Source organism: Sinomonas terricola, from assembly GCF_034931225.1.
In the GTDB taxonomy this organism is placed as follows: Bacteria; Actinomycetota; Actinomycetes; order Actinomycetales; family Micrococcaceae; genus Sinomonas; species Sinomonas terricola.
On the sequence record NZ_JAYGGQ010000014.1, the window covers coordinates 139,016 to 160,945 of the forward strand.

15 protein-coding genes are annotated in these 21,930 nt (G+C 69.1%); 13 read left to right on the forward strand and 2 right to left on the reverse strand.

The genetic code is table 11. The features are described from left to right. Window positions 1–116 precede the first annotated feature (116 nt). Window positions 117–1,325, forward strand: a complete 1,209-nt coding sequence (locus SPF06_RS17235; protein WP_323280363.1) for a sensor histidine kinase — start codon at window positions 117–119, stop codon at window positions 1,323–1,325. Then, window positions 1,322–2,002: a winged helix-turn-helix domain-containing protein gene (locus SPF06_RS17240; RefSeq protein ID WP_307967155.1), complete on the forward strand. Its 681-nt coding sequence runs from the start codon at window positions 1,322–1,324 to the stop codon at window positions 2,000–2,002. Before SPF06_RS17235 ends, SPF06_RS17240 begins: the two co-directional genes overlap by 4 nt. A 93-nt stretch (window positions 2,003–2,095) precedes the next feature. On the opposite strand, the gene SPF06_RS17245 is transcribed toward SPF06_RS17240, so the two are convergent. Next, window positions 2,096–2,674 carry a hypothetical protein gene (locus SPF06_RS17245; protein WP_323280364.1) on the reverse strand — a complete coding sequence of 193 codons (579 nt, stop codon included), beginning with the start codon at window positions 2,672–2,674 and terminating at the stop codon, window positions 2,096–2,098. A gap of 248 nt (window positions 2,675–2,922) precedes the next feature. Here SPF06_RS17245 and SPF06_RS17250 point away from each other — a divergent pair, with 248 nt between their 5' ends. The 8 genes from SPF06_RS17250 to glgX all read left to right on the forward strand — a co-directional run bounded on the left by SPF06_RS17250 (window position 2,923) and on the right by glgX (window position 11,008). After that, window positions 2,923–3,405, forward strand: coding sequence for a CarD family transcriptional regulator (locus SPF06_RS17250; protein WP_043124850.1), 483 nt, complete (start codon window positions 2,923–2,925; stop codon window positions 3,403–3,405). Window positions 3,406–3,714: 309 nt separating this feature from the next. Then, the gene (ispD, locus tag SPF06_RS17255) at window positions 3,715–4,554 is read left to right on the forward strand and encodes a 2-C-methyl-D-erythritol 4-phosphate cytidylyltransferase (protein ID WP_323280365.1); all 840 of its coding nucleotides are present in this window, start codon (window positions 3,715–3,717) and stop codon (window positions 4,552–4,554) included. Then, the gene (gene ispF / locus SPF06_RS17260; RefSeq protein WP_323280367.1) at window positions 4,551–5,033 is read left to right on the forward strand and encodes a 2-C-methyl-D-erythritol 2,4-cyclodiphosphate synthase; all 483 of its coding nucleotides are present in this window, start codon (window positions 4,551–4,553) and stop codon (window positions 5,031–5,033) included. Before ispD ends, ispF begins: the two co-directional genes overlap by 4 nt. 42 nt (window positions 5,034–5,075) lie before the next feature. Continuing rightward, window positions 5,076–5,408 carry a hypothetical protein gene (locus SPF06_RS17265; protein WP_323280370.1) on the forward strand — a complete coding sequence of 111 codons (333 nt, stop codon included), beginning with the start codon at window positions 5,076–5,078 and terminating at the stop codon, window positions 5,406–5,408. Window positions 5,409–5,471: 63 nt separating this feature from the next. Further along, window positions 5,472–6,941, forward strand: coding sequence for a cysteine--tRNA ligase (cysS, locus tag SPF06_RS17270; RefSeq protein ID WP_323280371.1), 1,470 nt, complete (start codon window positions 5,472–5,474; stop codon window positions 6,939–6,941). Next, window positions 6,942–7,940 carry a 23S rRNA (guanosine(2251)-2'-O)-methyltransferase RlmB gene (gene rlmB, locus SPF06_RS17275; protein ID WP_323280372.1) on the forward strand — a complete coding sequence of 333 codons (999 nt, stop codon included), beginning with the start codon at window positions 6,942–6,944 and terminating at the stop codon, window positions 7,938–7,940. It abuts the gene before it with no gap. A gap of 5 nt (window positions 7,941–7,945) precedes the next feature. Further along, on the forward strand, window positions 7,946–8,782 hold the full coding sequence (locus SPF06_RS17280; RefSeq protein WP_323280373.1) for a carbon-nitrogen hydrolase family protein: 837 nt from the start codon (window positions 7,946–7,948) through the stop codon (window positions 8,780–8,782). A gap of 39 nt (window positions 8,783–8,821) precedes the next feature. Then, window positions 8,822–11,008, forward strand: a complete 2,187-nt coding sequence (gene glgX / locus SPF06_RS17285; RefSeq protein ID WP_323280374.1) for a glycogen debranching protein GlgX — start codon at window positions 8,822–8,824, stop codon at window positions 11,006–11,008. Window positions 11,009–11,035: 27 nt separating this feature from the next. On the opposite strand, the gene glgP is transcribed toward glgX, so the two are convergent. Continuing rightward, window positions 11,036–13,654: an alpha-glucan family phosphorylase gene (gene glgP, locus SPF06_RS17290; RefSeq protein WP_323280375.1), complete on the reverse strand. Its 2,619-nt coding sequence runs from the start codon at window positions 13,652–13,654 to the stop codon at window positions 11,036–11,038. A 201-nt stretch (window positions 13,655–13,855) separates the two neighbouring features. On the opposite strand from glgP, the gene SPF06_RS17295 reads away from it, so the two are divergent. The 3 genes from SPF06_RS17295 to glgB all read left to right on the forward strand — a co-directional run bounded on the left by SPF06_RS17295 (window position 13,856) and on the right by glgB (window position 21,519). Continuing rightward, window positions 13,856–15,883 (forward strand): alpha-1,4-glucan--maltose-1-phosphate maltosyltransferase, encoded by a 2,028-nt coding sequence (locus SPF06_RS17295; RefSeq protein WP_323280376.1) that lies wholly within the window; start codon window positions 13,856–13,858, stop codon window positions 15,881–15,883. Between the two features lie 111 nt (window positions 15,884–15,994). Then, window positions 15,995–17,800, forward strand: a complete 1,806-nt coding sequence (gene treS / locus SPF06_RS17300; protein WP_323280377.1) for a maltose alpha-D-glucosyltransferase — start codon at window positions 15,995–15,997, stop codon at window positions 17,798–17,800. Next, the gene (gene glgB / locus SPF06_RS17305) at window positions 17,797–21,519 is read left to right on the forward strand and encodes a 1,4-alpha-glucan branching protein GlgB (protein WP_323280378.1); all 3,723 of its coding nucleotides are present in this window, start codon (window positions 17,797–17,799) and stop codon (window positions 21,517–21,519) included. The genes treS and glgB overlap by 4 nt, the downstream gene beginning before the upstream one ends. The last annotated feature ends 411 nt before the right edge of the window (window positions 21,520–21,930 follow it).

Here is a 21,930-nt window from a genome sequence, read left to right on the forward strand (position 1 = left end):
ACACTTGCAGCGGCAGATGAATACTTGTCTGCGACTGAATGAACGATACGTGAACCGGCCTGCAAGCGCCTCGCAACGGGCCGGGGCCGTTCGCGGCGCGGCCCTAAGCTAGGGGTGTGGATCCTCTCGTCGTCGGCATTGTCGCGGGTCTTCTGGGCCTGTCGTTCGGTGCCTTCGGCGTCCTCGCGTTCAGGGCGAGCGAACGGCAGCGCGCCCTGCTCGAGAACGTCCCGGGGGAGGCGACCTTCCCCGAGGGAGCCGCAGATGTCCTCTCCGTGCTCGGCAAGGCGTTCGTCGTCGTCGACGCGATCGACAGCGTGGTGCGGGCGAGTCCCGCCGCCTACGCGTACGGCCTCGTCCGCGGCCACACGGTCGTGCACCGCGAACTCCTCGAGATGACCGCGAAGGTGCGCGGCAACGGCGTCGTCATCGAGAAGCAGCTCGAGCTGCCGCGAGGACCGCTCGGCCAGGGGACCATCATTGTGCAGGTTCGCGCCGCCATCCTCGGCGAAGAGTACATCCTGCTCTTGGCCGACGACCGCACCGAGATCACCCGCACCGAGCGTATCCGCAACGACTTCGTCGCGAACGTCTCGCACGAGCTCAAGACACCCGTCGGCGCCATCTCGCTCCTCGCGGAGGCGCTCGAGGCCAGTCCGGACGACGAGGACGCCGTCCGCCGCTTCGCCCAGCGCATGCGCAAGGAGTCGTCCCGCCTCGCGGCCCTCGTCCAGGACATCATCGAGCTCTCGCGCCTCCAGGGCGCGGACATCGTCCACCAGGGAAAGGTCGTCGACGTCAACGAGGTCGTCGCCGAAGCAGTAGACCGCTCGCGCCTCGCGGCCGAGGCCAAGAACATCTCCGTCGTCGTGGGCGGCACGAGCGCGCACAAAGTCTTCGGGGATCCGGACCTGCTGGTGAACGCCTTCCGCAACCTCATCGACAACGCGATCCGCTACTCGCCCGGAAACACCAAGGTGGGAATCGGGATCCGAGACAGGGACGGTCTCGTGTCCGTGTCCGTGGCCGACCAGGGCGAAGGCCTCAAACCGGAGGACCAGGAGCGCGTGTTCGAGCGCTTCTATCGGGTGGATGCCGCAAGGTCGCGGCAGACCGGCGGCACGGGCCTCGGCTTGAGCATCGTCAAGCACGTCGTGGAGAATCACGGCGGAGAGGTGACAGTCTGGTCTCAGCTCGGACGGGGCTCGACCTTCACGGTCCGACTGCCCGAGATGGAAGAAGACCAGGGGGCCGAGGGTTCGCCGCCGGCGGATCAGCGCGAAGACGGGGCTGTGCGGCCCCCAGAGCAAGGAGCGATTGCTTGAGCAGGATCCTGATCGTGGAGGACGAGGAGTCGTTCAGCGACCCGCTGTCTTTCCTCCTCGGCAAGGAGGGCTATGAAGTCGAGGTCGTCGACAACGGCACCGACGCCCTCGTCGAGTTCGACCGTAACGGCGCGGACCTCGTGCTCCTCGACCTCCAGCTTCCCGGTACCCCCGGAACGGAGGTGTGCCGCCAGCTGCGGCAGCGCTCGAACGTCCCAGTCATCATGCTCACCGCGAAGGATTCGGAGATCGACAAGGTCGTGGGGCTCGAGCTCGGCGCCGACGACTACGTCACGAAGCCGTACTCGTCCCGCGAGCTCGTGGCGCGCGTCCGCGCGGTCCTGCGCCGCCACGGCGAGCCCGAGGAGCTCATCTCCTCGACCGTCCAGGCGGGCCCCGTGCGCATGGATGTCGAGCGCCACGTGGTGAGCGTCGACGGCGAGCAGGTTGCGCTCCCGCTCAAGGAGTTCGAGCTCCTCGAGATGCTCTTGCGCAATTCGGGCCGTGTGCTGACGCGCGGGCAGCTCATCGACCGCGTGTGGGGCTCGGACTACGTCGGGGACACCAAGACGCTCGACGTCCACGTCAAGCGTCTCCGCAGCAAGATCGAGCCTGACCCGTCGAGCCCGCGCTACCTCGTCACCGTGCGCGGCCTCGGCTACAAGTTCGAGCCCTGACAGGACCCGCCGCTTCATTCTCGGGCAACAGACGACGGCGGCCGCCCACCTTGCGTGGGGGGCGGCCGCTCGTTCGCTAAGCCTGTCTTGCCGTCAGTGGCTCGGCGTCGCCGACGCCGAGGCCGAGCTCGACGCCGAGCCCGAAGCGCTCGACGTCGCAGTCGGCGTGGGTGTCGGGATGTACTGGCGGTATTGGTCGAGCGTTCCGTCGAGGACGGGGATCTGGACTTCCTGGGTCTTGCCATCGACCGTGACCTTGACGTCGACGAGCGAGCCCGGGAGGCCGCCGACGTGCGAGAAGGTGACCGGGTTGGGGTTCTGCTCGAGGTGCAGGGTGCCGTTCTTCGGGATGTCGACGCGAACGCTGCCCGACGACGGCGTCGAGAGCACGACGGAGGCGTCCTGGCCCGAGGTGTTGTAGAGGCTTCCGAGCAGGCGCCCGGGAGCGTCGGCGCTCGGGGTCGAAGCCGAGCCGGCCTTGCCGGACGAAGCGATGAGCACGTTGCGGAGCTGGACCGTCCCGACGTCAGCGCGGACTCCATCGGACGCCGAGTACTGGATGGACGTCTGCTGGGGGTTGATGTAGCCGCAGCCGGTGGCCGTGAGCAGGCCCACCCCGAGAGCGGCCGCAAGGGCAGCGCGCATGGCCGGGGTCGAAGCAGTGAAACGCACAGCTCGCTCCTGTGTCGATGGGTGTCAGAGGTCTGGTCGAGCCTAAGCGTAGCGGGATTTTCGACAAAGCGTAGATTCCACCACGGCCGTGAAGTCCTTATGAAGCACTTTCTTGATGATTCGTCAAGCCCCAAGCGGGGCCGCGGGTAACCGCTCTCCCGCGTCATTCCGCCGATCGCGGGGCATCCTCCGGCCGGGTCGGATCCCAAGCCGTGATAGACTGGCTTGCGGGAAAGGGGAATGTCCACATGGTTTTTGAGGTTGGCGAGACGGTTGTTTACCCCCACCACGGTGCAGCCAAGATCGAAGAGATCAAGATGCGCACCATCAAGGGCGAAGAGAAGATGTATCTCAAGCTCAAAGTGGCCCAGGGTGACCTGACGATTGAAGTACCAGCTGAGAACGTGGACCTCGTAGGAGTCCGTGACGTCGTAGGCAAGGAAGGCCTCGAGCACGTATTCGATGTCCTCCGTGCTGAGTTCACGGAAGAGCCCACGAACTGGTCGCGCCGCTACAAGGCGAATCTCGAGAAGCTCGCGTCGGGTGACGTGATCAAGGTTGCCGAGGTTGTGCGTGATCTGTGGCGTCGCGATCAGGACCGCGGCCTCTCGGCAGGCGAGAAGCGCATGCTGGCCAAGGCCCGCCAGATCCTCATCTCCGAGCTTGCGCTCGCCGAGAAGACGGACGAGGAGCAGGCGGCAAGTGTCCTCGACGAGGTTCTTGCCTCCTAGCGCAGCACGGACAGCGTTGTCGCAGGGCCCCCGCACTCCCCACGGAGTGCGGGGGCCTTGTTGTTGCAGCCCTGTCGGTCGCCGCACTGTTAGCAGCCGCATGGTGCGGCTTTGGGTCGCGTCGGCGCTCCGCCAACCTCCCCAAGTCCTGCGCCGTCCTCCCCACGGTTTGAGCTCGTCGCGGCCGACCCCCGATCACCGGGCCGCGCGATCCCGCGGCCCGCGAGAACGCGAGGGACGGCCGGGAGGCAGACAGTGGGGAGGTTGGCGGAGAAGGTGGGGAGTTCGGCCGGGCGCTAGGCTGGCTCCGTGACTCCCGCCGCCGATGTTGCCCCGCCCGAGTACGCCGAGCGAGCCGAACCGGCGAAGCCCGCCGTCGCCGTCGTCATCGTCGCTGCCGGGGCGGGGACCAGGCTCGGCCACGGAATCCCCAAGGCGCTCGTGCCGCTCGCGGGTGAGCCGCTCCTCGGCCACGCGCTGCGGGGAGTGCTCGCCTCGGACGTCGCGCGGCAGATTATCGTCGCCGTCCCCCAAGGGGATATCGCGCTGAGCGGCCTGTGCCGAGCCGTCGGGGAGAACCTCAAGGCAAGCCGCGGCGAGCCCGCGATCACGGTCGTCCACGGCGGCGCCGCCCGCGCCGACTCGGTTCGGGCCGCCCTCGCCGCGCTACTCCCGGGAACGGAACGCGTCCTCGTGCACGACGCCGCCCGGCCCCTCACGCCGTCGGCCGTCTTCCGCAGGGTTGCCGCCGCGCTGGCAGCGGGCGCCGCGGCGGTGATCCCCGCGGTACCGGTCGTCGACACGATCAAGAGCGTCGCCAAGACGACGGACGACGACGCGCGGGCCGGCGAGGTTGTCACCGGAACCTTGGCCCGCGAGGCGCTGCGGGCCGTGCAGACTCCGCAGGGCTTCGACGCGGAGGCCCTCCGCCGCGCGCACGAACTCGCTGACGGCTGGCCGAGCGAGCGGGCCGAGGCCGTCACGGACGACGCGATGCTCGTCGAGTCCCTCGGCCTCCCCGTCTACGTGGTTCCCGGAGACCCGCGTTCGTTCAAGATCACGACGCCACTCGACCTCCAGCTCGCGGAGACGCTTGTCCGCGACGAGCGGGAGAATACGCAGGCGGCGCGACAAGAGGAGATTCGATGATCGTCCCCCGCACCGGAATCGGCGTCGACGTGCACGCCTACGCGCCCGACGATGCCCCCCAGCCCCTATGGCTCGCCGGCCTCCTGTGGGAGGGCGAGCGCGGACTCTCGGGCCACTCGGACGGGGACGCCGTGGCCCACGCAGCCGCGGATGCGCTGTTCTCCGCGGCCGGAGTCGGCGATCTCGGCACGCACTTCGGCACGGACCGCCCCGACTATGCAGGAGCCTCGGGGACGCGCCTGCTCGCGGAAGCTGCACGGATCGTCCGCGCGGCCGGGTTCGAGATCGGGAACATCGCGGTTCAGTTCATCGCGCAGCGACCGGTGTTCGCGCCCCGCCGCGACGAGGCGCAGCGCGTTCTCACCGAAGCGGCGGGCGCACCCGTAAGCGTGTCCGCGACGACGAGCGACCACCTCGGATTCACGGGTCGCCGCGAGGGCGTGGCCGCCGTCGCAACAGCCTTGGTCTACCCGATCTAGTAGACTGGTAGGCCGTTCCGCCCCATCGCTAGGAGATCCCGCATGAAGAGAAGCCTGCTCGCCGCCGTCGTCGCGGCCACGATGCTGCTCACGGCATGTGGCGGAGACGGCCGCATGAACGTCCAGGACAGCTGCAAGTACCTCACGGGGGATACGTTCAAGCCGACGGGAACCCAGCTCCAGCAGGCCAAGCAGATCGCTGACCACTACGCGGACCTGGCGAAGAAGGTGGACCCCTCGATCGCCGGCTTCATCCAGTCCATGGCGGACCTCGAGAAGAAGGTCGCCGACTCCGCGACGGGCGTCGCCGGGGCGGACCAGCAGAAGCAGCTGGGCGACGCCCTCAACAGCATCGGCAAGGTCTGCGGCGGCTAGAGCTCGCTACCGCCCACCCGCGCCGCTGCTCACCCGCCCCTCCCACCCCGATACGCTTATCCCGTGACCCTGCGCTTCTACGACTCCGCCACCCAGGAAGTCCGCGACTTCGTTCCGCTCGTGCCCGGTCAGGCGACCGTGTACTACTGCGGCGCGACCGTGCAGGGCTCGCCGCACGTGGGTCACGTGCGCTCCGCGATCGTCTTCGACCAGCTCACGCGCTGGCTCCAGTACCGCGGCTACGAGACGGTCGTGGTGCGCAACGTCACGGACATCGACGACAAGATCCTCGCGAAGAGCGCTGATTCATTCGCGCCGGGCTTCGTCCCCGAGAACTCGTATATCCCGCGAGAGCAGTGGTTCGCCCTCGCGTACCGGTATGAGCAGGAGTTCGAGGACGCCTACGAGACGCTCGGCGTCCAGCGACCCACCTACGAGCCCCGCGCGACGGGCCACATCACCGAGATGCACGAGCTCATCGCCCGGCTCATCGAGCGCGGCCACGCGTACCCGGCTGCCGACGGTTCCGGCGATGTGTACTTCGACGTCCGCTCGTGGCCCGCGTACGGCTCGCTGACCCGTCAGAGCATCGACGACATGCAGGCGGCGACGGATGCCGATCCCCGGGGGAAGCGGGACCCGCGCGACTTCGCGCTATGGAAGGGCTACAAGGAGGGCGAGCCCGAGACGGCGAGCTGGCCGAGCCCGTGGGGCCGCGGCCGGCCGGGCTGGCACCTCGAATGCTCCGCCATGGCCACGAAGTATCTCGGCACCCGCTTCGACATCCACGGCGGCGGCCTCGACCTGCGCTTCCCGCACCACGAGAACGAGCTAGCCCAGTCCGCGGCGGCCGGGGACGGCTTCGCGAACTTCTGGATGCACAACGGCATGGTCACGTATGAGGGCGAGAAGATGTCGAAGTCCATCGGCAACGTCGTCTCGCCCTCGGAGATGCTCGCCCTCGCTAGCCCGCGCGTCGTCCGCTACTACCTCGGCCAGGCTCACTACCGCTCGGTACTCGACTACCGTCCGACGTCCCTCCAGGAGGCCGCGGCCGCCGTCGAGCGCATCGACGGCTTCATCGCGAAGGCGACGGCGAAGGTCCCCGAGGCCTCGATGGGCCTCGTGCCGGCTTCGTTCGGGGCCGCGATGGACGACGACCTCAACATCCCGCAGGCGCTCGCCGCCCTCCACGAGACGGTGCGCCGGGGCAACACGGCCCTCGCGGACGGGGATCTGGTCGCGGCGGGCGGCGCGCTCGGCGAGGTCCTCGCCATGACCGCCGTCCTCGGCCTCGACGCCGCGGGCCGCGGCATCCCCGAGCACGATGACGCCGCCCTCCGCGCGCTGGGCGCGCTCGTCGAGGCGCGTCTCGAGGCCCGCGCGGAGGCTCGCGCGGCCAAGGACTGGGCCGCCGCCGACGCGATTCGCGACGGGCTTGCGGCCGCGGGCATCGCAGTCGAGGATTCGGCGGACGGGGCCACGTGGAGCCTCGCCCAACCACAGACCACCACGACCGGAACGGGAGCATAGATGGCCGCCAACGGGCGCCCCGGCGCACGCAAGACCAACAAGAAGGGCCCGAGCGTCGGCACGGGCGGCCACGGCCGCAAGGCCCTCGAGGGCAAGGGGCCCACACCCAAGGCCGAGGACCGCGTCTACCACAAGGCGCACCGCGCCAAGGAGCTCGCGGAACGCTCGGCTGCCAAGCGCCAGGGCCAGGCCGGCCGGCTCGCGGAGGGCCGCGGCACCGGGCGGCCCAAGGGCATTGAGGAGATGGTCACGGGCCGCAACTCGGTCGTCGAGGCGCTCCGCGCGGGCGTACCGGCGAAGGCGCTCTACGTCGCGGTGCGCATCGAGATGGATGATCGCGTGCGCGAGTCCATGAAGCTCGCGGCCGAGGCCGGCATCCCGCTCATGGAGGCCCAGAAGCCCGAGCTCGACCGCATGACGGGCGACGCGATCCACCAGGGCCTCGCGCTCCAGGTCCCGCAGTACGAGTACCCGGACGCGTTCGAGCTCCTCGAAGAGACGTCGGAGAAGTGGAAGAAGGGCCATGTCGCGGCCACCCCGCTCTTCGTCGCGCTCGACGGCATCACGGACCCCCGCAACCTCGGCGCGATCATCCGCTCGGTCTCGGCGTTCTCGGGCCAGGGTGTCATCGTGCCCGAGCGCCGCAGCGTCGGCATGACGGCCGCGGCCTGGAAGACGAGCGCCGGCGCCGCGGTGCGCGTCCCGGTCGCGAAGGCCGCGAATCTGAACACCGTGCTCCGGCAGGCCAAGGACGCGGGCTACTTCGTGCTCGGCCTCGACGGCGAGGGCGACGTGCAGCTTCCGGGCCTCGCGCTCGCGACCGAGCCGATCGTCGTCGTCGTCGGCTCGGAGGGCAAGGGGCTCTCGCGGCTCACGCGCGAGCTGTGCGACCAGATCGTCTCGATCCCGATCGATTCGCACATGGAGTCGCTCAACGCGGGCATGGCCGTCGCGATCTCGCTCTACGAGGTCTCGACGCGGCGCGCCGGGACGAGGTGACCCCGATGCGCGTCGCCCTCGTCCAGCTCACGACCGGCCGCGACCTCGAGGCCAACCTCGAGCTCCTCCGCGCACGGATCCGCGAGGCGGCAGGGCGTGGTGCCGAGGTGGTCGTCTTCCCCGAGGCGAGCATGCGCGCGTTCGGCAATTCTCTCGTGGACATCGCCGAGCCGCTCGACGGTCCATGGGCGACGGCGGTGCGCGCCGCCGCGGACGAGGCCGGCGTCGTCGTCGTGGCCGGCATGTTCACGCCGGGGGACAAGGGCGCAGCGACGACCACGGTGCGCAACACGCTCCTCGTCCACGGCCGCGGGACCGACGCACATTACGACAAGATCCACCTCTATGACGCCTTCGGTTTCAAGGAGTCGGACACGGTCACCCCGGGCACCGAGGCCGTGCGGTTCACGGTCGACGGCGTGACGTTCGGTCTCGCGACGTGCTACGACGTGCGCTTCCCCGCGCTGTTCACGGCGAACGCCGCGGCGGGTGCGCAGGTCCAGATAGTGTGCGCATCGTGGGGCGCGGGCCCGGGCAAGGCCGAGCAGTGGGATCTCCTCGTGCGTGCCCGCGCCGTGGATACGACGAGCTACGTGCTCGCATGCGGTCAGTCGGACCCCGCGGCCGCTGGACCAGAGGCGGCAGCCGCGGCCCGCCCGGGTGCGCCGACGGGCATCGGCCGCAGCGCCGTCGTCGACCCCTACGGCAACCTCGTCGAGCGCGCGGGCGACGGCCCCGAAATCCTCTACGCGGACCTCGATCTTGCGGCCGTCGAGGAAGCCCGCCGCACGCTCCCCGTGCTCGTGAACCGTCGACTCATTGAGTCCGGAATCCCAGGCTGACCCCAGCCTCGGGATGACGCGCCCGTAGGATTAGCGCTAATGAGCAGCAACATGACGATGCCGCTGGCCTTCGTGGTCACCCCATCGCAGCCGTTCCCGCTCGGGCTGACTCCTGCCCGCAGCGCCGAGCAGCAGGCGACCCATACGGTCAACCTGGCCGTGTACGCGCCGGGGCTCGACGCCGTCGACGTGCACTACCTCGACGGCGCGGGGGCATGGCGCAAGGAGCCTCTTCCCGAGTACACGGACGGGGTCCACCACGGTCTTGTGGCTGGCATGCCCGAGGGCACCCGGTACGCGTTCGCGGCGCGCTCCACGGGCGACGGCGTGGTGCCGGGACCGGGCGAGGCCGAGCTCCTGCTCGACCCGTACGCGCGCGCGGTCGACGTCGTCGAACTGCCCGACCCCACCGGGGACGACCGCGAATTGGTCATGGGCGTGCGCGTCCACGAGCACTTCGACTGGGGCGGTGTCGCGAAGCCGAGCGTGCCCTGGCGCGACACGATCCTCTACGAGGCCCACGTCCGCGGTCAGACCATGCGGCATCCGGACATCCCCGAGGACCTCCGCGGAACGTACGCGGGCATGGCCCACCCCGCCATGATCGAGCACTTCAATCGGCTCGGCATCACGTCCATCGAACTGCTCCCGGTGCATTTCCACCTCGATGAGACGCACCTCCAGAACCTCGGTCTTACGAATTACTGGGGCTACAACACCGCCGCGTTCTTCGCCCCGCATCCGGCCTACGCGACCGCGGCCGCGCGGGAGGCGGGCGCGCAGGGGGTCCAGGACGAGTTCAAGGGCATGATCAAGCTCCTGCACGCGGCCGGCATCGAGGTGATCCTCGACGTCGTCTACAACCACACGGCGGAGGAAGGCCCCGACGGGCCGACGTTCAGCTTCCGCGGCCTCGGCGAGCGCTTCTACTACCGGACCGACCCGGAAGGGCGGTACATCGACACGACTGGCTGCGGCAACACGCTCGACTTCGGGAACCCGCGCGTTGTGCAGTTCGCGCTCGATTCGCTGCGGTACTGGATCGAGGAGTTCCAGGTCGACGGCTTCCGCTTCGACCTCGCCGTGACGCTGTGCCGCGACGCCCAGCACCAGTTCACGCCCCTCCATCCCTTCCTCGTCGCGGCGGCCGCGGACCCCGTGATCTCGCGCGCGAAGCTCATTTCCGAGCCGTGGGACGTCGGCATGGGCGGCTGGCAGACGGGCCGGTTCCCGCAGGGCTGGGCTGACTGGAACGACCACTACCGCGACACCGTGCGCGACTTCTGGCTCTCGGACCACGGCGCGATCGATGCGGGCGAGCTCGGCGGCTCGACGGCGCGGCTCGCCGACGTCCTCTCGGGCTCGCACGGCCTCTTCGCCGCCTCGGGCCGCACGGCCATCGCGTCGATCAACTTCGTGACCGCCCACGACGGCTTCACGCTAGCCGACCTCACGTCCTACCACCGCAAGCACAATGAGGCGAACGGCGAGCAGAACCGCGACGGTGCAACGCACAACCGCTCCTACAACCACGGCTTCGAGGGCCGCACCGAGGTCGAGTCGATCATCGCGGCCCGCACCCAGACGGCGAAGAATGTCATGGCGACGCTCATGGTCTCCCTCGGCGTCCCGATGATCACGGCGGGCGACGAGTTCGGCCGCACGCAGCAGGGCAACAACAACGCGTACTGCCAGGACAACGAGCTCACGTGGCTCAACTGGAACCTCGACACGGCGGGCCGCGAGATGCTCGACCATACGCGCTGGCTCATCCGGATCCGGCGCGACTTCCTCGAGCGGCAGCCCGCGAGCTACCCCGCACGCGAGGAGAGCAACTACTTCCACTGGTTCGGCGCCGACGGGCGGCCCATGGACCCCGATCGGTGGCAGAGCCCGCATCACCGCGTGCTCCAGTTCCTGCTCGGCTCGCGCGAGGGCTACCTCGACGGGCTGGTCGTGGTCAACGGCGGGGCAGAGGCCGAGGATCTCGTGTTCCCGGAGGCGTTCGACCACGATTTCGCGTTCGAGCTCCGCTACTCGACCGCGCCACGGGGCGAGCAGCGTATCGGGACGGTGTTCGCGAGCGGCCAGGCCGACGTCGCCGAGCCGTGGTCGGTCTCGATCTACCGGGCCCGGTATGGGGGGCCGGGGCCCCAGGAGGCGGCTGGGGGCCCCGCGCAGGCGCGTCCGCTCCGGTTCAAGACGCCGTACGGCAAGACGCCCTGAAATAGCGCACGCTTCTGCGGGGCGGGCTCACCCCGCGTTGACCACGAGCCCGAGCTCGGCCTTCGACGCGAGCGCCTCGTGCTTGGGCAGTACGCGCACGGTGTACCCGAACGGCCCCGAGTGCTCGATCGTGACCGTCCCGCTGTAGAGGTAGCGCCCGTTGCCGAGGTTCTGCACTGCGTCGAGCTCGGCGATCCGCGTGTCGGTGAGGTCGTCGCTCTCGTCGACCCGCCCGTAGCCGAGCTCGACGAGCACGTCGGCCGGGTTGAGCACGCCGAGGTTGAGGTACGCGTTGACGCGCAGGTGATCGCCGATCTGCGGGACCTCCGAGAGCCCGCTCGACTCGATGTGCTCAACGTGCACCTGCGACCAGTTCGTGCGCACGTGCTTCGTCCACGCCGCGAGCTCGCGGGCCTGCCGGAAGCCGTCCGCGCGGGCCGCCCGCCCAGACTTCGCGGCGGGCGTGTAGAGTGCGCGCACGTAGTCGCCGAGCATGCGATCGGCCGAGACGGCCGGGCCTAGGTGGGAGAGCGTGTGCTTGATCATCGAGATCCAGTGGGTCGGCACGCCGTCGGCACGCTCGGTCGACGGGCCCGCCGCGCCGGCAGAGTCGGCCCCCGCGCCCTTGCCCGAGGAGCCGTAGAAGCGCGGCGCGACCTGGTTCTCGATGAGGTCGTACAGCGCGGCCGCCTCGACGTCGTCGCGCTCGTGCGGGCTCGCCTTGTCGCTCGCGGTCGGGATGGCCCAGCCGTTCGAGCCGTCGAACATCTCGTCCCACCAGCCGTCGAGCACCGAGAGGTTGAGCGAGCCGTTGATCGCGGCCTTCATGCCGGACGTCCCGCAGGCCTCGAGCGGGCGGAGCGGGTTGTTGAGCCACACGTCGCAGCCCGGGAAGAGAGTACGGGCCATGGCGATGTCGTAGTTCGGCAGGAACGCGATCCGGTGCCGCACGTCCGGATCGTCTGTAAAGCGAACGAGGTCCTGGATCATCTTCTTCCCCGCGTCGTCGGCCGGGTGGGACTTGCCTGCGATGACGATCTGGATCGGGTGCTCGGGGTCGAGCAGGAGCTGCTTGAGCCGCGCGGGGTCGCGCAGCATGAGCGTGAGGCGCTTGTACGTGGGCACGCGCCGCGCGAAGCCGATCGTGAGCACGTCCGGGTCGAGCACGGATTCGGTCCAGCCCAGCTCGGCGTCCGCGGCGCCGCGCTTCTTCCACGACGCGCGCAGACGCCGTCGCACGTCCTCGACCAGGCGTTCGCGCAGCCTGCGGCGCACGGCCCAGATCTCCTCGTCGCCCACGTTGAAGACGAGGTCCCAACGACCGCCGACCCCCGAACCCGGGGCCATGATGTCCGCCATCCCCGTGACGGACGGGTCGACCCACGTCGGCACGTGCACGCCGTTCGTGACCGACGTGATGGGCACTTCGGAATGGTCGAATCCGGGCCAGAGCCCCGCGAACATCTCGCGCGAGACCTCGCCGTGCAGCTTCGCGACGCCATTCGCGCGCTGGGCCAGCCGCAGGCCCATGACGGCCATGTTGAACACCGCAGGGTCCCCGCCGTCGTAGCTTTCGCGGCCGAGCTCGAGGATCTTGCCCGTGGGCACATCGGGCGCGAGGCCCGCGTCGAAGAAGTACCTGATCTGGGCGGCGTCGAAGCGGTCGATGCCCGCCGCGACCGGGGTGTGGGTTGTGAACACAGTCGACGCGCGGCCCGCGACGAGCGCCTCGTCCCAGCTGAGCGGCTCGTCGCCGGACATGAGCTCCTGGATGCGCTCGATCCCGAGGAAGCCCGCGTGGCCTTCGTTCGTGTGGAACACCTCCGGCGCGGGCCCTCCCGTGAGGCGCTCGAATGTGCGCAGCGCCTTGACGCCGCCCATGCCGAGCAGGAGCTCCTGCTGGAGGCGGTGGTCGCCGCCGCCGCCGTAGAGGCGGTCCGTGATGGTGCGCGCGCCGTCGTCGTTCGCGGGCACGTTCGAATCGAGCAGGAGGAGCGGGACGCGGCCGACGTCGGCGCGCCAGATATGTGCGTGCAGCTTGCGGCCGTTGGGCAGGGGGAGCGTGACGACGGCGGGCGAGCCGTCCTCCTCCTTCAGGAGCGTGAGCGGGAGGGCGTCCGGGTCGAGGACGGGGTAGGTCTCCTGCTGCCAGGCGTCGCGCGAGAGGGCCTGCTTGAAGTAGCCGGACTGGTAGAGAAGCCCGACGCCGACGAGCGGCACGCCGAGGTCCGAGGCCGCCTTGAGGTGGTCGCCCGCGAGGATCCCGAGACCGCCCGAGTACTGGGGGAGGACCTCGGTGATGCCGAACTCGGGGGAGAAGTAGGCGATGCGGCGCGGCACGTCCTCGCCGAGCGACTGGTACCACCGCGGGTCCTCGAGGTAGCGGCGCAGGTCCTCGCTGGCGGCGGCGATGCGCCCGACGACGTCGGGGTCCTCGGCGAGTGCCGCAAACTTCTCGCGCGTGACGGAACCCAGGAAGCCCACGGGATCGTGGCGGCTCTCCTCCCACAGCACGGGATCGAGGCTTTCGAAGAGCTCCCGGGTGGGCTGGTGCCACGACCAGCGCAGGTTGGTCGCGAGGGTCCCCAGCGCGGCAATCGGCTCGGGCAGGACGGTGCGGACAGTGAACCGACGGATGGCCTTCACGAGCGCCACCCTATCCGAGGCCACCATGTTGCTGCATGCCCTCGGGTAACGAGCGGGTGAATGACGCATGGACGCCTTGGTGACGCGCGGGTCACCGCGTCATGTCCTTCGCATTACAGCGGTGCGGGGGCTATCGTGGCGCATGAATCGGCCCGCGGCGGGTGAGCCGCGGCGTCGTGACCGCCGCGAAAGGACTCCGCTGTGCCTGGACTCGACCCCGCGCTTCCCGACAACCTCCGCTTCGGCCGGTTCCCGATCACGGATGTCTCGCCCGTGGTCGAGGATGGGCTGTTCCCGGCGAAGGCCCTTCCGGGGGAGGGAATCGTCGTCTCCGCGACTGCGACGCGTGAAGGGCACGACGCTCTTGGCGTCTCCGCCGTCCTCTACAGCCCGCGCGGCCGCGAGAAGCAGCGCGTCCGCCTCGCGCCGCTCGGCCAGGGCCTCGACCGCTGGAGCGGGGTCCTGACTCCGGGCAAGCCGGGGCAGTGGTCGTTCGCGATCGAGGCGTGGCACGACCGCTACGGGACGTGGCACCACAATGCGGACGTCAAGATCGCGGCGGGCATCGACATCGAGCTCATGCTCGCCGAGGGTGCCAAGCTCCTGGGCGGGGCGGCCGACGACGGCGATCGCCCCGAGGAGGACCGTGCCACCTTCCGCGCGGCCGCCCAGGCCCTCGCGGACACGTCCCGCTCCGTCGAGGAGCGCCTCGCGGCCGGCGAGTCGCCCGAGGTCCTCGCCGCGGTGGACCGCCTCCCGATCCTCGAGCTCGTGACGGCGACGAAGCGGTACCCGTTGCTTGTCGAACGGGACCGGGCTGGCCGCGGCTCGTGGTACGAGTTCTTCCCGCGCTCGGAGGGCGCGTGGCGCGACCGCGAGACGGGCCAGTGGACGTCGGGCACGTTCCGCAGCGCCATGAACCGCCTCCCGGCAGTGGCGGCGATGGGCTTCGACGTCCTGTACATGCCGCCGATTCACCCGATCGGCGTCGCGTTCCGCAAGGGCCCGAACAACACCCTGCACGCGGGCCCGGGCGATCCCGGCTCGCCGTGGGCCATCGGCTCGCCCGAAGGCGGGCACGACGCGATCCACCCCGACCTTGGGACGTTCGACGACTTCGACGCGTTCGTCGCGCGGGCGAACGAGCTCGGCCTCGAGGTCGCGCTCGACCTTGCCCTCCAAGCGTCCCCGGACCACCCCTGGGTCGCGGCGCATCCCGAGTGGTTCACGACCCGCGTCGACGGCTCGATCGCGTACGCCGAAAACCCGCCGAAGAAGTACCAGGACATCTACCCGATCAATTTCGACAACGATCCCGAGGGCCTGTGCAAGGAGGTCCTCCGGATCGTCAACCTGTGGATCGACCACGGCGTCAAGATCTTCCGTGTCGACAACCCGCACACGAAGCCCGTGTGGTTCTGGGAGTGGCTCATCGGTGCGGTCAACGAGACCGATCCGGACGTCGTGTTCCTCGCGGAGGCCTTCACGCGCCCCGCCATGATGAAGGCCCTCGGCCGCGCCGGGTTCCAGCAGTCGTACACGTACTTCACGTGGCGGAACACGCGCGCCGAGATCGAGGAGTTCTTCACGATGATCTCGAAGGAGTGGGCGCCGTTCTATCGCCCCAACCTCTTCGTGAACACGCCGGACATCCTCACCGAATACCTTCAGTTCGGCGGGCGGCCAGCCTTCAAGATCCGTGCGGTCCTTGCCGCGACGGCGGCCCCGACGTGGGGCGTGTACGCCGGGTACGAGCTGTACGAGCACGTCGCCCGTCCGGGCGCCGAGGAGTACATCGACAACGAGAAGTACGAGTACAAGGATCGCAAATGGGGCCAGGCCGAGGCCGAGGGCCGCTCCCTCGCGCCGTACCTCACGCGGCTCAACGAGATCCGTCGCGCCCACCCCGCACTCGGCGACCTGCAGAACCTCACGCTGCATTCGAGCACTGACGACGCGACGGTTGTCTATTCGAAGCACAAGGTTCTCGACGACGGCTCGAAGGATACGGTCATCGTCGTCGTCAACGTCGACCCGCACAGCACGCGCACGAGCTCCGTCCACCTCGACCTCGAATCGCTCGAGATCGATCCGTGGCTCCTCGACGCCGACGGGAAGTTCCGCGTGGACGATCTCATTTCGGGCCAGAGCTGGCAATGGGGCGAGGACAACTACGTGCGGCTCGATGCCCACGTCGAGCCCGCCCACATCCTGCACGTGCGCCGCTAGGCCGCAATGGAGGCAAGCGCCCGGCGATGCTAGCCGCATCGGATCGAGGGCGTTACGGTAGCCTCACTGCCCGGTCCCGTCAGCCAGAGCCGTCGGAAGGAGCACGCGGAGATGAATCTCGGCCAGCAGGCGAAACAGACTTTCGTGAGCGCGCCAGGCCTCCAGCACGATCCCTACTGGTATCGGAAGGCCGTGTTCTACGAAGTTCTTGTGCGAGCCTTCGCCGACGCCAACGGCGACGGCTCGGGAGACCTGCAGGGGCTCATCGACAAGCTCGACTACCTCCAGTGGCTGGGCGTGGACTGCCTGTGGCTGCCGCCGTTCTTCGAGTCCCCGCTGCGGGACGGCGGCTACGACGTCTCCGACTACGAGTCGGTTCTCCCGGAATTCGGCTCGATCAGCGATTTCCAGCGGCTCGTGGCCGAGGCCCACGCGCGTGGCGTCCGCATCATCATCGACCTCCCGCTCAACCACACCTCGGACCAGCACCGCTGGTTCCAGGAGTCCCGGCGGAATCCGGAGGGCCCGTACGGCGATTTCTACGTGTGGAGCGACACGGATCAGAAATACACCGACGCGCGCATCATCTTCATCGACACGGAAGAGTCGAACTGGACGTTCGATCCGATCCGGCGGCAGTTCTTCTGGCACCGCTTCTTCAGCCATCAGCCGGACCTCAACTTCGAGAACCCGGCGGTGGTCGAGGCCGTCTTCGACGTCTTCAAATTCTGGCTCGACCAGGGCGTCGACGGTATCCGGGCCGACGCGATTCCCTACCTCTTCGAGGAGGACGGGACGAATTGCGAGAATCTCCCGGCGACCCACGAGTTCCTCGTCAAGCTGCGCGCCATGATGGACCAGAAGTATCCGGGCCGCATCATCATCGCCGAGGCGAATCAGCCGCCGCACGAGGTCGTGGAGTATTTCGGCACGGAGGAGGCCCCGGAGTGCCACATGGCGTTCCACTTCCCGATCATGCCGCGGCTCTACTACGCGCTGCGCGACCAACGGGCCAGGCCCATCATCGACACGATGATCGATACGCCGAATATCCCGCGCGGCGCCCAGTGGGGCACCTTCCTGCGCAACCATGACGAGCTCACGCTCGAAATGGTGACGATCGAAGAGCGCGAGGCCATGCTCGGCTGGTACGCGTCCGATCCGCGAATGCGAGCGAATATCGGCATTCGCCGCCGCCTCGCCTCGCTTCTCGACAATTCGCGCCACGAGCTCGAGCTCATCAACGCCCTGCTGCTCTCCCTCCCGGGAAGCCCGTTCCTCTATTACGGCGATGAAGTCGGTATGGGGGACAACATCTGGCTCCAGGACCGCGACGCCGTGCGCACGCCGATGCAATGGAATCCCGATCGCAACGCGGGCTTCTCCGTCGCCGATCCCGGCAAGCTCTACCTCCCGACCATTCAGTCGCTCGTCTACCACTATTCGATGGCCAACGTCGAAGCCGAAATGGCGCATTCCGGATCGCTCCTGCGGTGGACGCGGAACATCCTGGGGGTGCGCCGGGGGCATCCTGTCTTCGGGCTCGGGGGCTATCGGAACATCAACGCGGACGCGGACCAGGTCCTCGCCTTCGTCCGGGAGCTCCGCGCGGGCGACGTTCCGGGCGAGCAGGAGGAGACGGTCCTGTGCGTCTTCAACCTGTCCGGCCACCCCGTGGCCGCCTTCCTCGACCTCAATGGCTATGAGGGGCGCGGTCTGCGCGACCTCTTCGGCGGCGAGCCATTCTCGCAGATCGGGGCGGACGGGCGGTTCCACGTGACGCTCGGCCCGCACGGCTACTACTGGCTGCGCATCCGGAGCGCGGGAAGCGTTCCGAGCAGCCCCTTCACACAGGCCATGCCCATCATCACCCCGGGCGAGGGCCCGAGGCCGCACCTCGGGGAGCTCATCGAATGACGGACGCAGCCGAGGCCACGCTCACGCCTCCCATCGCCGAACTGCTCGAGCGATGGCTCCCCTCGCAGCGCTGGTACCCCGCAAAGGGCCGGCAGGCCGAGTTCTCGCGGGCCGGAGGGGTGCGGCTCGAGGATCCGGACGGGCACGCCGAGGTCGAGATCTACCTCGTGCGGGTCCGGGCGGGGCGCATCGAGGCCACGCTCAACGTTCCGCTCACGTATCGCGCGGAGCCCCTCCCAGGCGCCGGGCACGCGCTCATCGGCCGGAGCGAGCATTCGGCGTTCGGGGCGCGCTGGATCTACGACGGCGTGCACGATCCTGCCTTCCTCGGCGCGCTCCTCGCCCTCATCGGCTCGGGCGGCCCGGCGAAGTCGGGGCCCGCGTGGGGGCGTACGAGCGGCGCGGGCACGCTCCCCGCCGGCCAGCTGTCCTGCACCGTGCTCTCAAGCGAACAGTCCAACAGCTCGATCATCGTCCGCTCGGATGCGGGGGCCGCGATGGTCAAGGTCCTGCGGCAGCCGGCCGACGGCCTCAACCCTGAGGTCGAGCTCGGCGCCGCCCTCGCGCGCGCCGGCTCGGGAGACGTGCCCGCGACCCTCGGCTGGGTCGACGGCGCGTGGAGCCACCGCGGCGAGGGAAGCGCGCGCGGCCAGCTCGCCGTCGTCCATGAATTCCTGCCCGGCGGCCAGGACCTGTGGCAGCTCTCGCTTGACGCCGCCGCCGAGGGCGAGGACTTCACGGCGCACGCGCGTGGGCTCGGCGCCGCGACGGCGCGCGTCCACGGGGCGCTCGAGGCGAGCCTTGGGAGCGCAGAGCTCGACGACGACGCCGCCGCCGAGTTCGTGGGCGGGCTCGCATCGAGGCTGCGCGCGGCCTGGGACGAGGTTCGGGAGAGCGTCGGGCTACCCGACGCGGCGCTCGAACGCCTCCTCGAGACCCTCGCGGGCCAGGCCTCGGGGCTGCGCGTCCAGCGAGTCCACGGCGACCTGCATCTCGGACAGATCCTCCATTTCCCGGGCCACGCCGAGCGTCCCTACGCGATCCTCGACTTCGAGGGCGAGCCTCTCCGGCCTGTCTCGGAGCGGAGCCGCCCCGACCTGCCGCTGCGCGACGTCGTCGGCATGCTCCGTTCGTTCGACTACGCCGCGGGAGCCGCGGAGCGCACGGTCCCTGCCGCGCGCGTCCCGTTGGGGTGGGTCGATGACGCGTCGGGGGCCTTCTGGGAGGGGTACAGCGACGTGCTTCCCCAGGCCGGGCCCCTCGATGGACCCCTCTTTGCCGCCCTGTGGCTCGACAAGGCCCTCTATGAGGTGGCGTACGAAGAGCGGAATCGCCCCGCGTGGGCCGAGATTCCGCTCCGGGCTGTGCGGAGGGCGCTCGGCGCCTACGTCCCCGAAGGGGAGCCCATCCAGACCGCGGGGCCAGATGGACCTGCAGAAGGGGCGGCGTTCCGCCGCCCAGGAGAGGAGAATGACGTGACAGAGCACACTGAACAGCAGGGTGCCCACGCCGGGGGCCTCGCGGATTCCGCCGCCCCGATTCCCGTTCCCCACGACGTTCTGGGCCGCGTCGCCGCCGGGGCGTTCCATGCACCGCACGCCGTGCTCGGCGCGCATCTCGCCGAGGACGGGTCGGTGACGATCCGTACCGTCAAGCATCTGGCGACGGGCGCCGTCGTCGTCACCCCGGAGGGTCGGGTGCCGATGCGGCACGAGGCCCACGGCGTGTGGGTCGTGACGCTTCCCGCAACGTCCGACGGCGGGGTGCCCGACTATCGTCTTGAGATCGAGTACGGCGAGGGACACGTGGTCGAGGCCGACGATCCCTACCATTACCTGCCGACCGTGGGCGAGCTCGATCTGTACCTCATCGGCGAAGGCCGGCACGAGGAGCTCTGGAAGGCCCTCGGAGCGCGGGTGCAGCGCTACCACTCGGTGCTCGGCGACGTCGAGGGCACGGCGTTCACGGTGTGGGCGCCGAGCGCCCAGGCGGTGCAGGTGAAGGGCGACTTCAACGGCTGGGACGGCCGCGAGCACGCGATGCGCAGCCTCGGCTCGTCGGGTGTGTGGGAGGTCTTCATCCCCGGCGTTGTAGCAGGGGCGTGCTACAAGTTCGGGATCCTCACGAAGCACGGCCACTGGGTCGAGCGCGCGGACCCCATGGCGTTCGGCACCGAGGTGCCGCCGCGCACGGCCTCGCGCGTCGTCGAGTCGCGCTACGCGTTCAAGGACCAGGAGTGGATGGCGGCGAGGGCCGCGAAGGATCCGCACAACTCGCCCATGAGCGTCTACGAGGTGCACTTGGGCTCGTGGCGCCCGGGGCTCAGCTACCGCGAGCTCGCGACCGAGCTCGTCGACTACGTCACCGAGATGGGCTTCACCCACGTCGAGTTCATGCCCGTCGCCGAGCACCCGTTCGGCGGCTCGTGGGGCTACCAGGTCACGTCCTACTATGCGCCGAGCTCGCGCTTCGGCCACCCGGACGATTTCCGCTACCTCGTCGACAAGCTCCATCAGGCCGGCATCGGCGTGATCGTCGACTGGGTTCCTGCCCACTTCCCGAAGGACGAATGGGCCCTCGCCCGCTTCGACGGCGAGGCGCTCTACGAGCACGCCGACCCACAGCAGGGCGAGCATCCGGACTGGGGCACGTACATCTTCAACTTCGGCCGTACCGAGGTGCGCAACTTCCTTGTCGCGAACGCCCTGTACTGGCTTGAGGAGTTCCACGTCGACGGTCTCCGCGTCGATGCCGTGGCGTCGATGCTCTACCTCGACTACTCGCGCGAGGAGGGGCAGTGGCGGCCGAACCAATTCGGCGGCCGCGAGAACCTCGAGGCGATCTCGTTCCTCCAAGAGGCGAACGCGACCGCGTACCGGCGCAACGCCGGGATCGTCATGATCGCCGAGGAATCGACGGCGTTCCCCGGCGTCACGAAGCCGACGTCGATGAACGGCCTCGGCTTCGGTCTCAAGTGGAACATGGGCTGGATGCACGACTCGCTCCAGTACATGGAAGAGGATCCGGTCAACCGGCGCTGGCACCACAACAAGATCACCTTCTCGATCATGTACGCGTTCAGCGAGAACTTCCTCCTGCCGATCAGCCATGACGAGGTGGTGCACGGCAAGGGATCGATGCTGCGCAAGATGCCGGGCGATCGGTGGAAGCAGCTCGCGAACCTGCGGGCGTTCTATGCCTTCCAGTGGGCGCATCCCGGCAAGCAGCTCATCTTCATGGGCTGCGAGTTCGGCCAGGAGGGGGAGTGGAACCAGGAGCACGGACTCGACTGGTGGCTCGCCGACACCGAGCCGCACAAGGGGCTCCAGCGACTCATCGCCGAGCTCAACACGATCTACCGCAGGACTCCCGCCCTGTTCACGCAGGACAACGACCCCGCGGGATTCGAGTGGATCCGCGGCGACGACGGGGACCACAACGTGCTCTCCTTCGTGCGGTGGTCGAAGGACGGTGCACCGCTCGTGTGCCTCGCCAACTTCGCCGGGCACCCGCATCTCGACTACGCCGTGGGCCTGCCGCAGGCTGGCGCGTGGCGCGAGGTGCTCAACACGGACGAGACGGAATTCGGAGGCTCGGGCGTGACGAACGGCGGCCTCGTCATGGCTGAGGACCGCGAGTGGGACGACAAGCCGGCCGTCGCGACCCTCACCCTCCCGCCGCTCGGAGTCGTCTACCTCGAACCCGTGCCGCAGGAGTGACGACCCGCTTGTGCTGAGGAGTGGCCCTGCCCGGCGGCCCGGCACCGGTGCTGGAGAAGGCCCGGAACCCACGTGGTTCCGGGCCTTCGCCCTCCCCTAGGTGGTCTCCTCCTGCGGTGGGTCTTCGACGTACGCGAGGCGAGGCAAGCGGGCTTGCGAGGGCGTTGGCACTCGTCCGGCGACGGTGGTATAGTGTTATCCCGCGCCACCGAGAGGGGCGCGACAGAATCCCATGCTCACTGGTGCGGACGCATCGGCCCGACAGGCCGGTTTGACTCCGCCCGACTGGGTGGGTAGGGTTGAGAAGTTGCTTCGGGGAGATATACCGGGTTTTGCCTGGTGGATGTACTCGGGGGGCCTGTTGTTTGAGAACTCAATAGCGTGCCATGTTTGATCGACGCCATTTTTTTG

What these genes read in the sequence shown, in the direction of transcription:
- SPF06_RS17250 (WP_043124850.1), top strand. Translation starts at nt 2,923, where the DNA reads ATGGTTTTTGAGGTTGGCGAGACGGTTGTTTACCCCCACCACGGTGCA.
- ispF (WP_323280367.1), top strand. Translation starts at nt 4,551, where the DNA reads ATGATCGTCCCCCGCACCGGAATCGGCGTCGACGTGCACGCCTACGCG.
- SPF06_RS17265 (WP_323280370.1), top strand. Translation starts at nt 5,076, where the DNA reads ATGAAGAGAAGCCTGCTCGCCGCCGTCGTCGCGGCCACGATGCTGCTC.
- rlmB (WP_323280372.1), top strand. Translation starts at nt 6,942, where the DNA reads ATGGCCGCCAACGGGCGCCCCGGCGCACGCAAGACCAACAAGAAGGGC.
- SPF06_RS17280 (WP_323280373.1), top strand. Translation starts at nt 7,946, where the DNA reads ATGCGCGTCGCCCTCGTCCAGCTCACGACCGGCCGCGACCTCGAGGCC.
- glgX (WP_323280374.1), top strand. Translation starts at nt 8,822, where the DNA reads ATGAGCAGCAACATGACGATGCCGCTGGCCTTCGTGGTCACCCCATCG.
- treS (WP_323280377.1), top strand. Translation starts at nt 15,995, where the DNA reads ATGAATCTCGGCCAGCAGGCGAAACAGACTTTCGTGAGCGCGCCAGGC.
- glgB (WP_323280378.1), top strand. Translation starts at nt 17,797, where the DNA reads ATGACGGACGCAGCCGAGGCCACGCTCACGCCTCCCATCGCCGAACTG.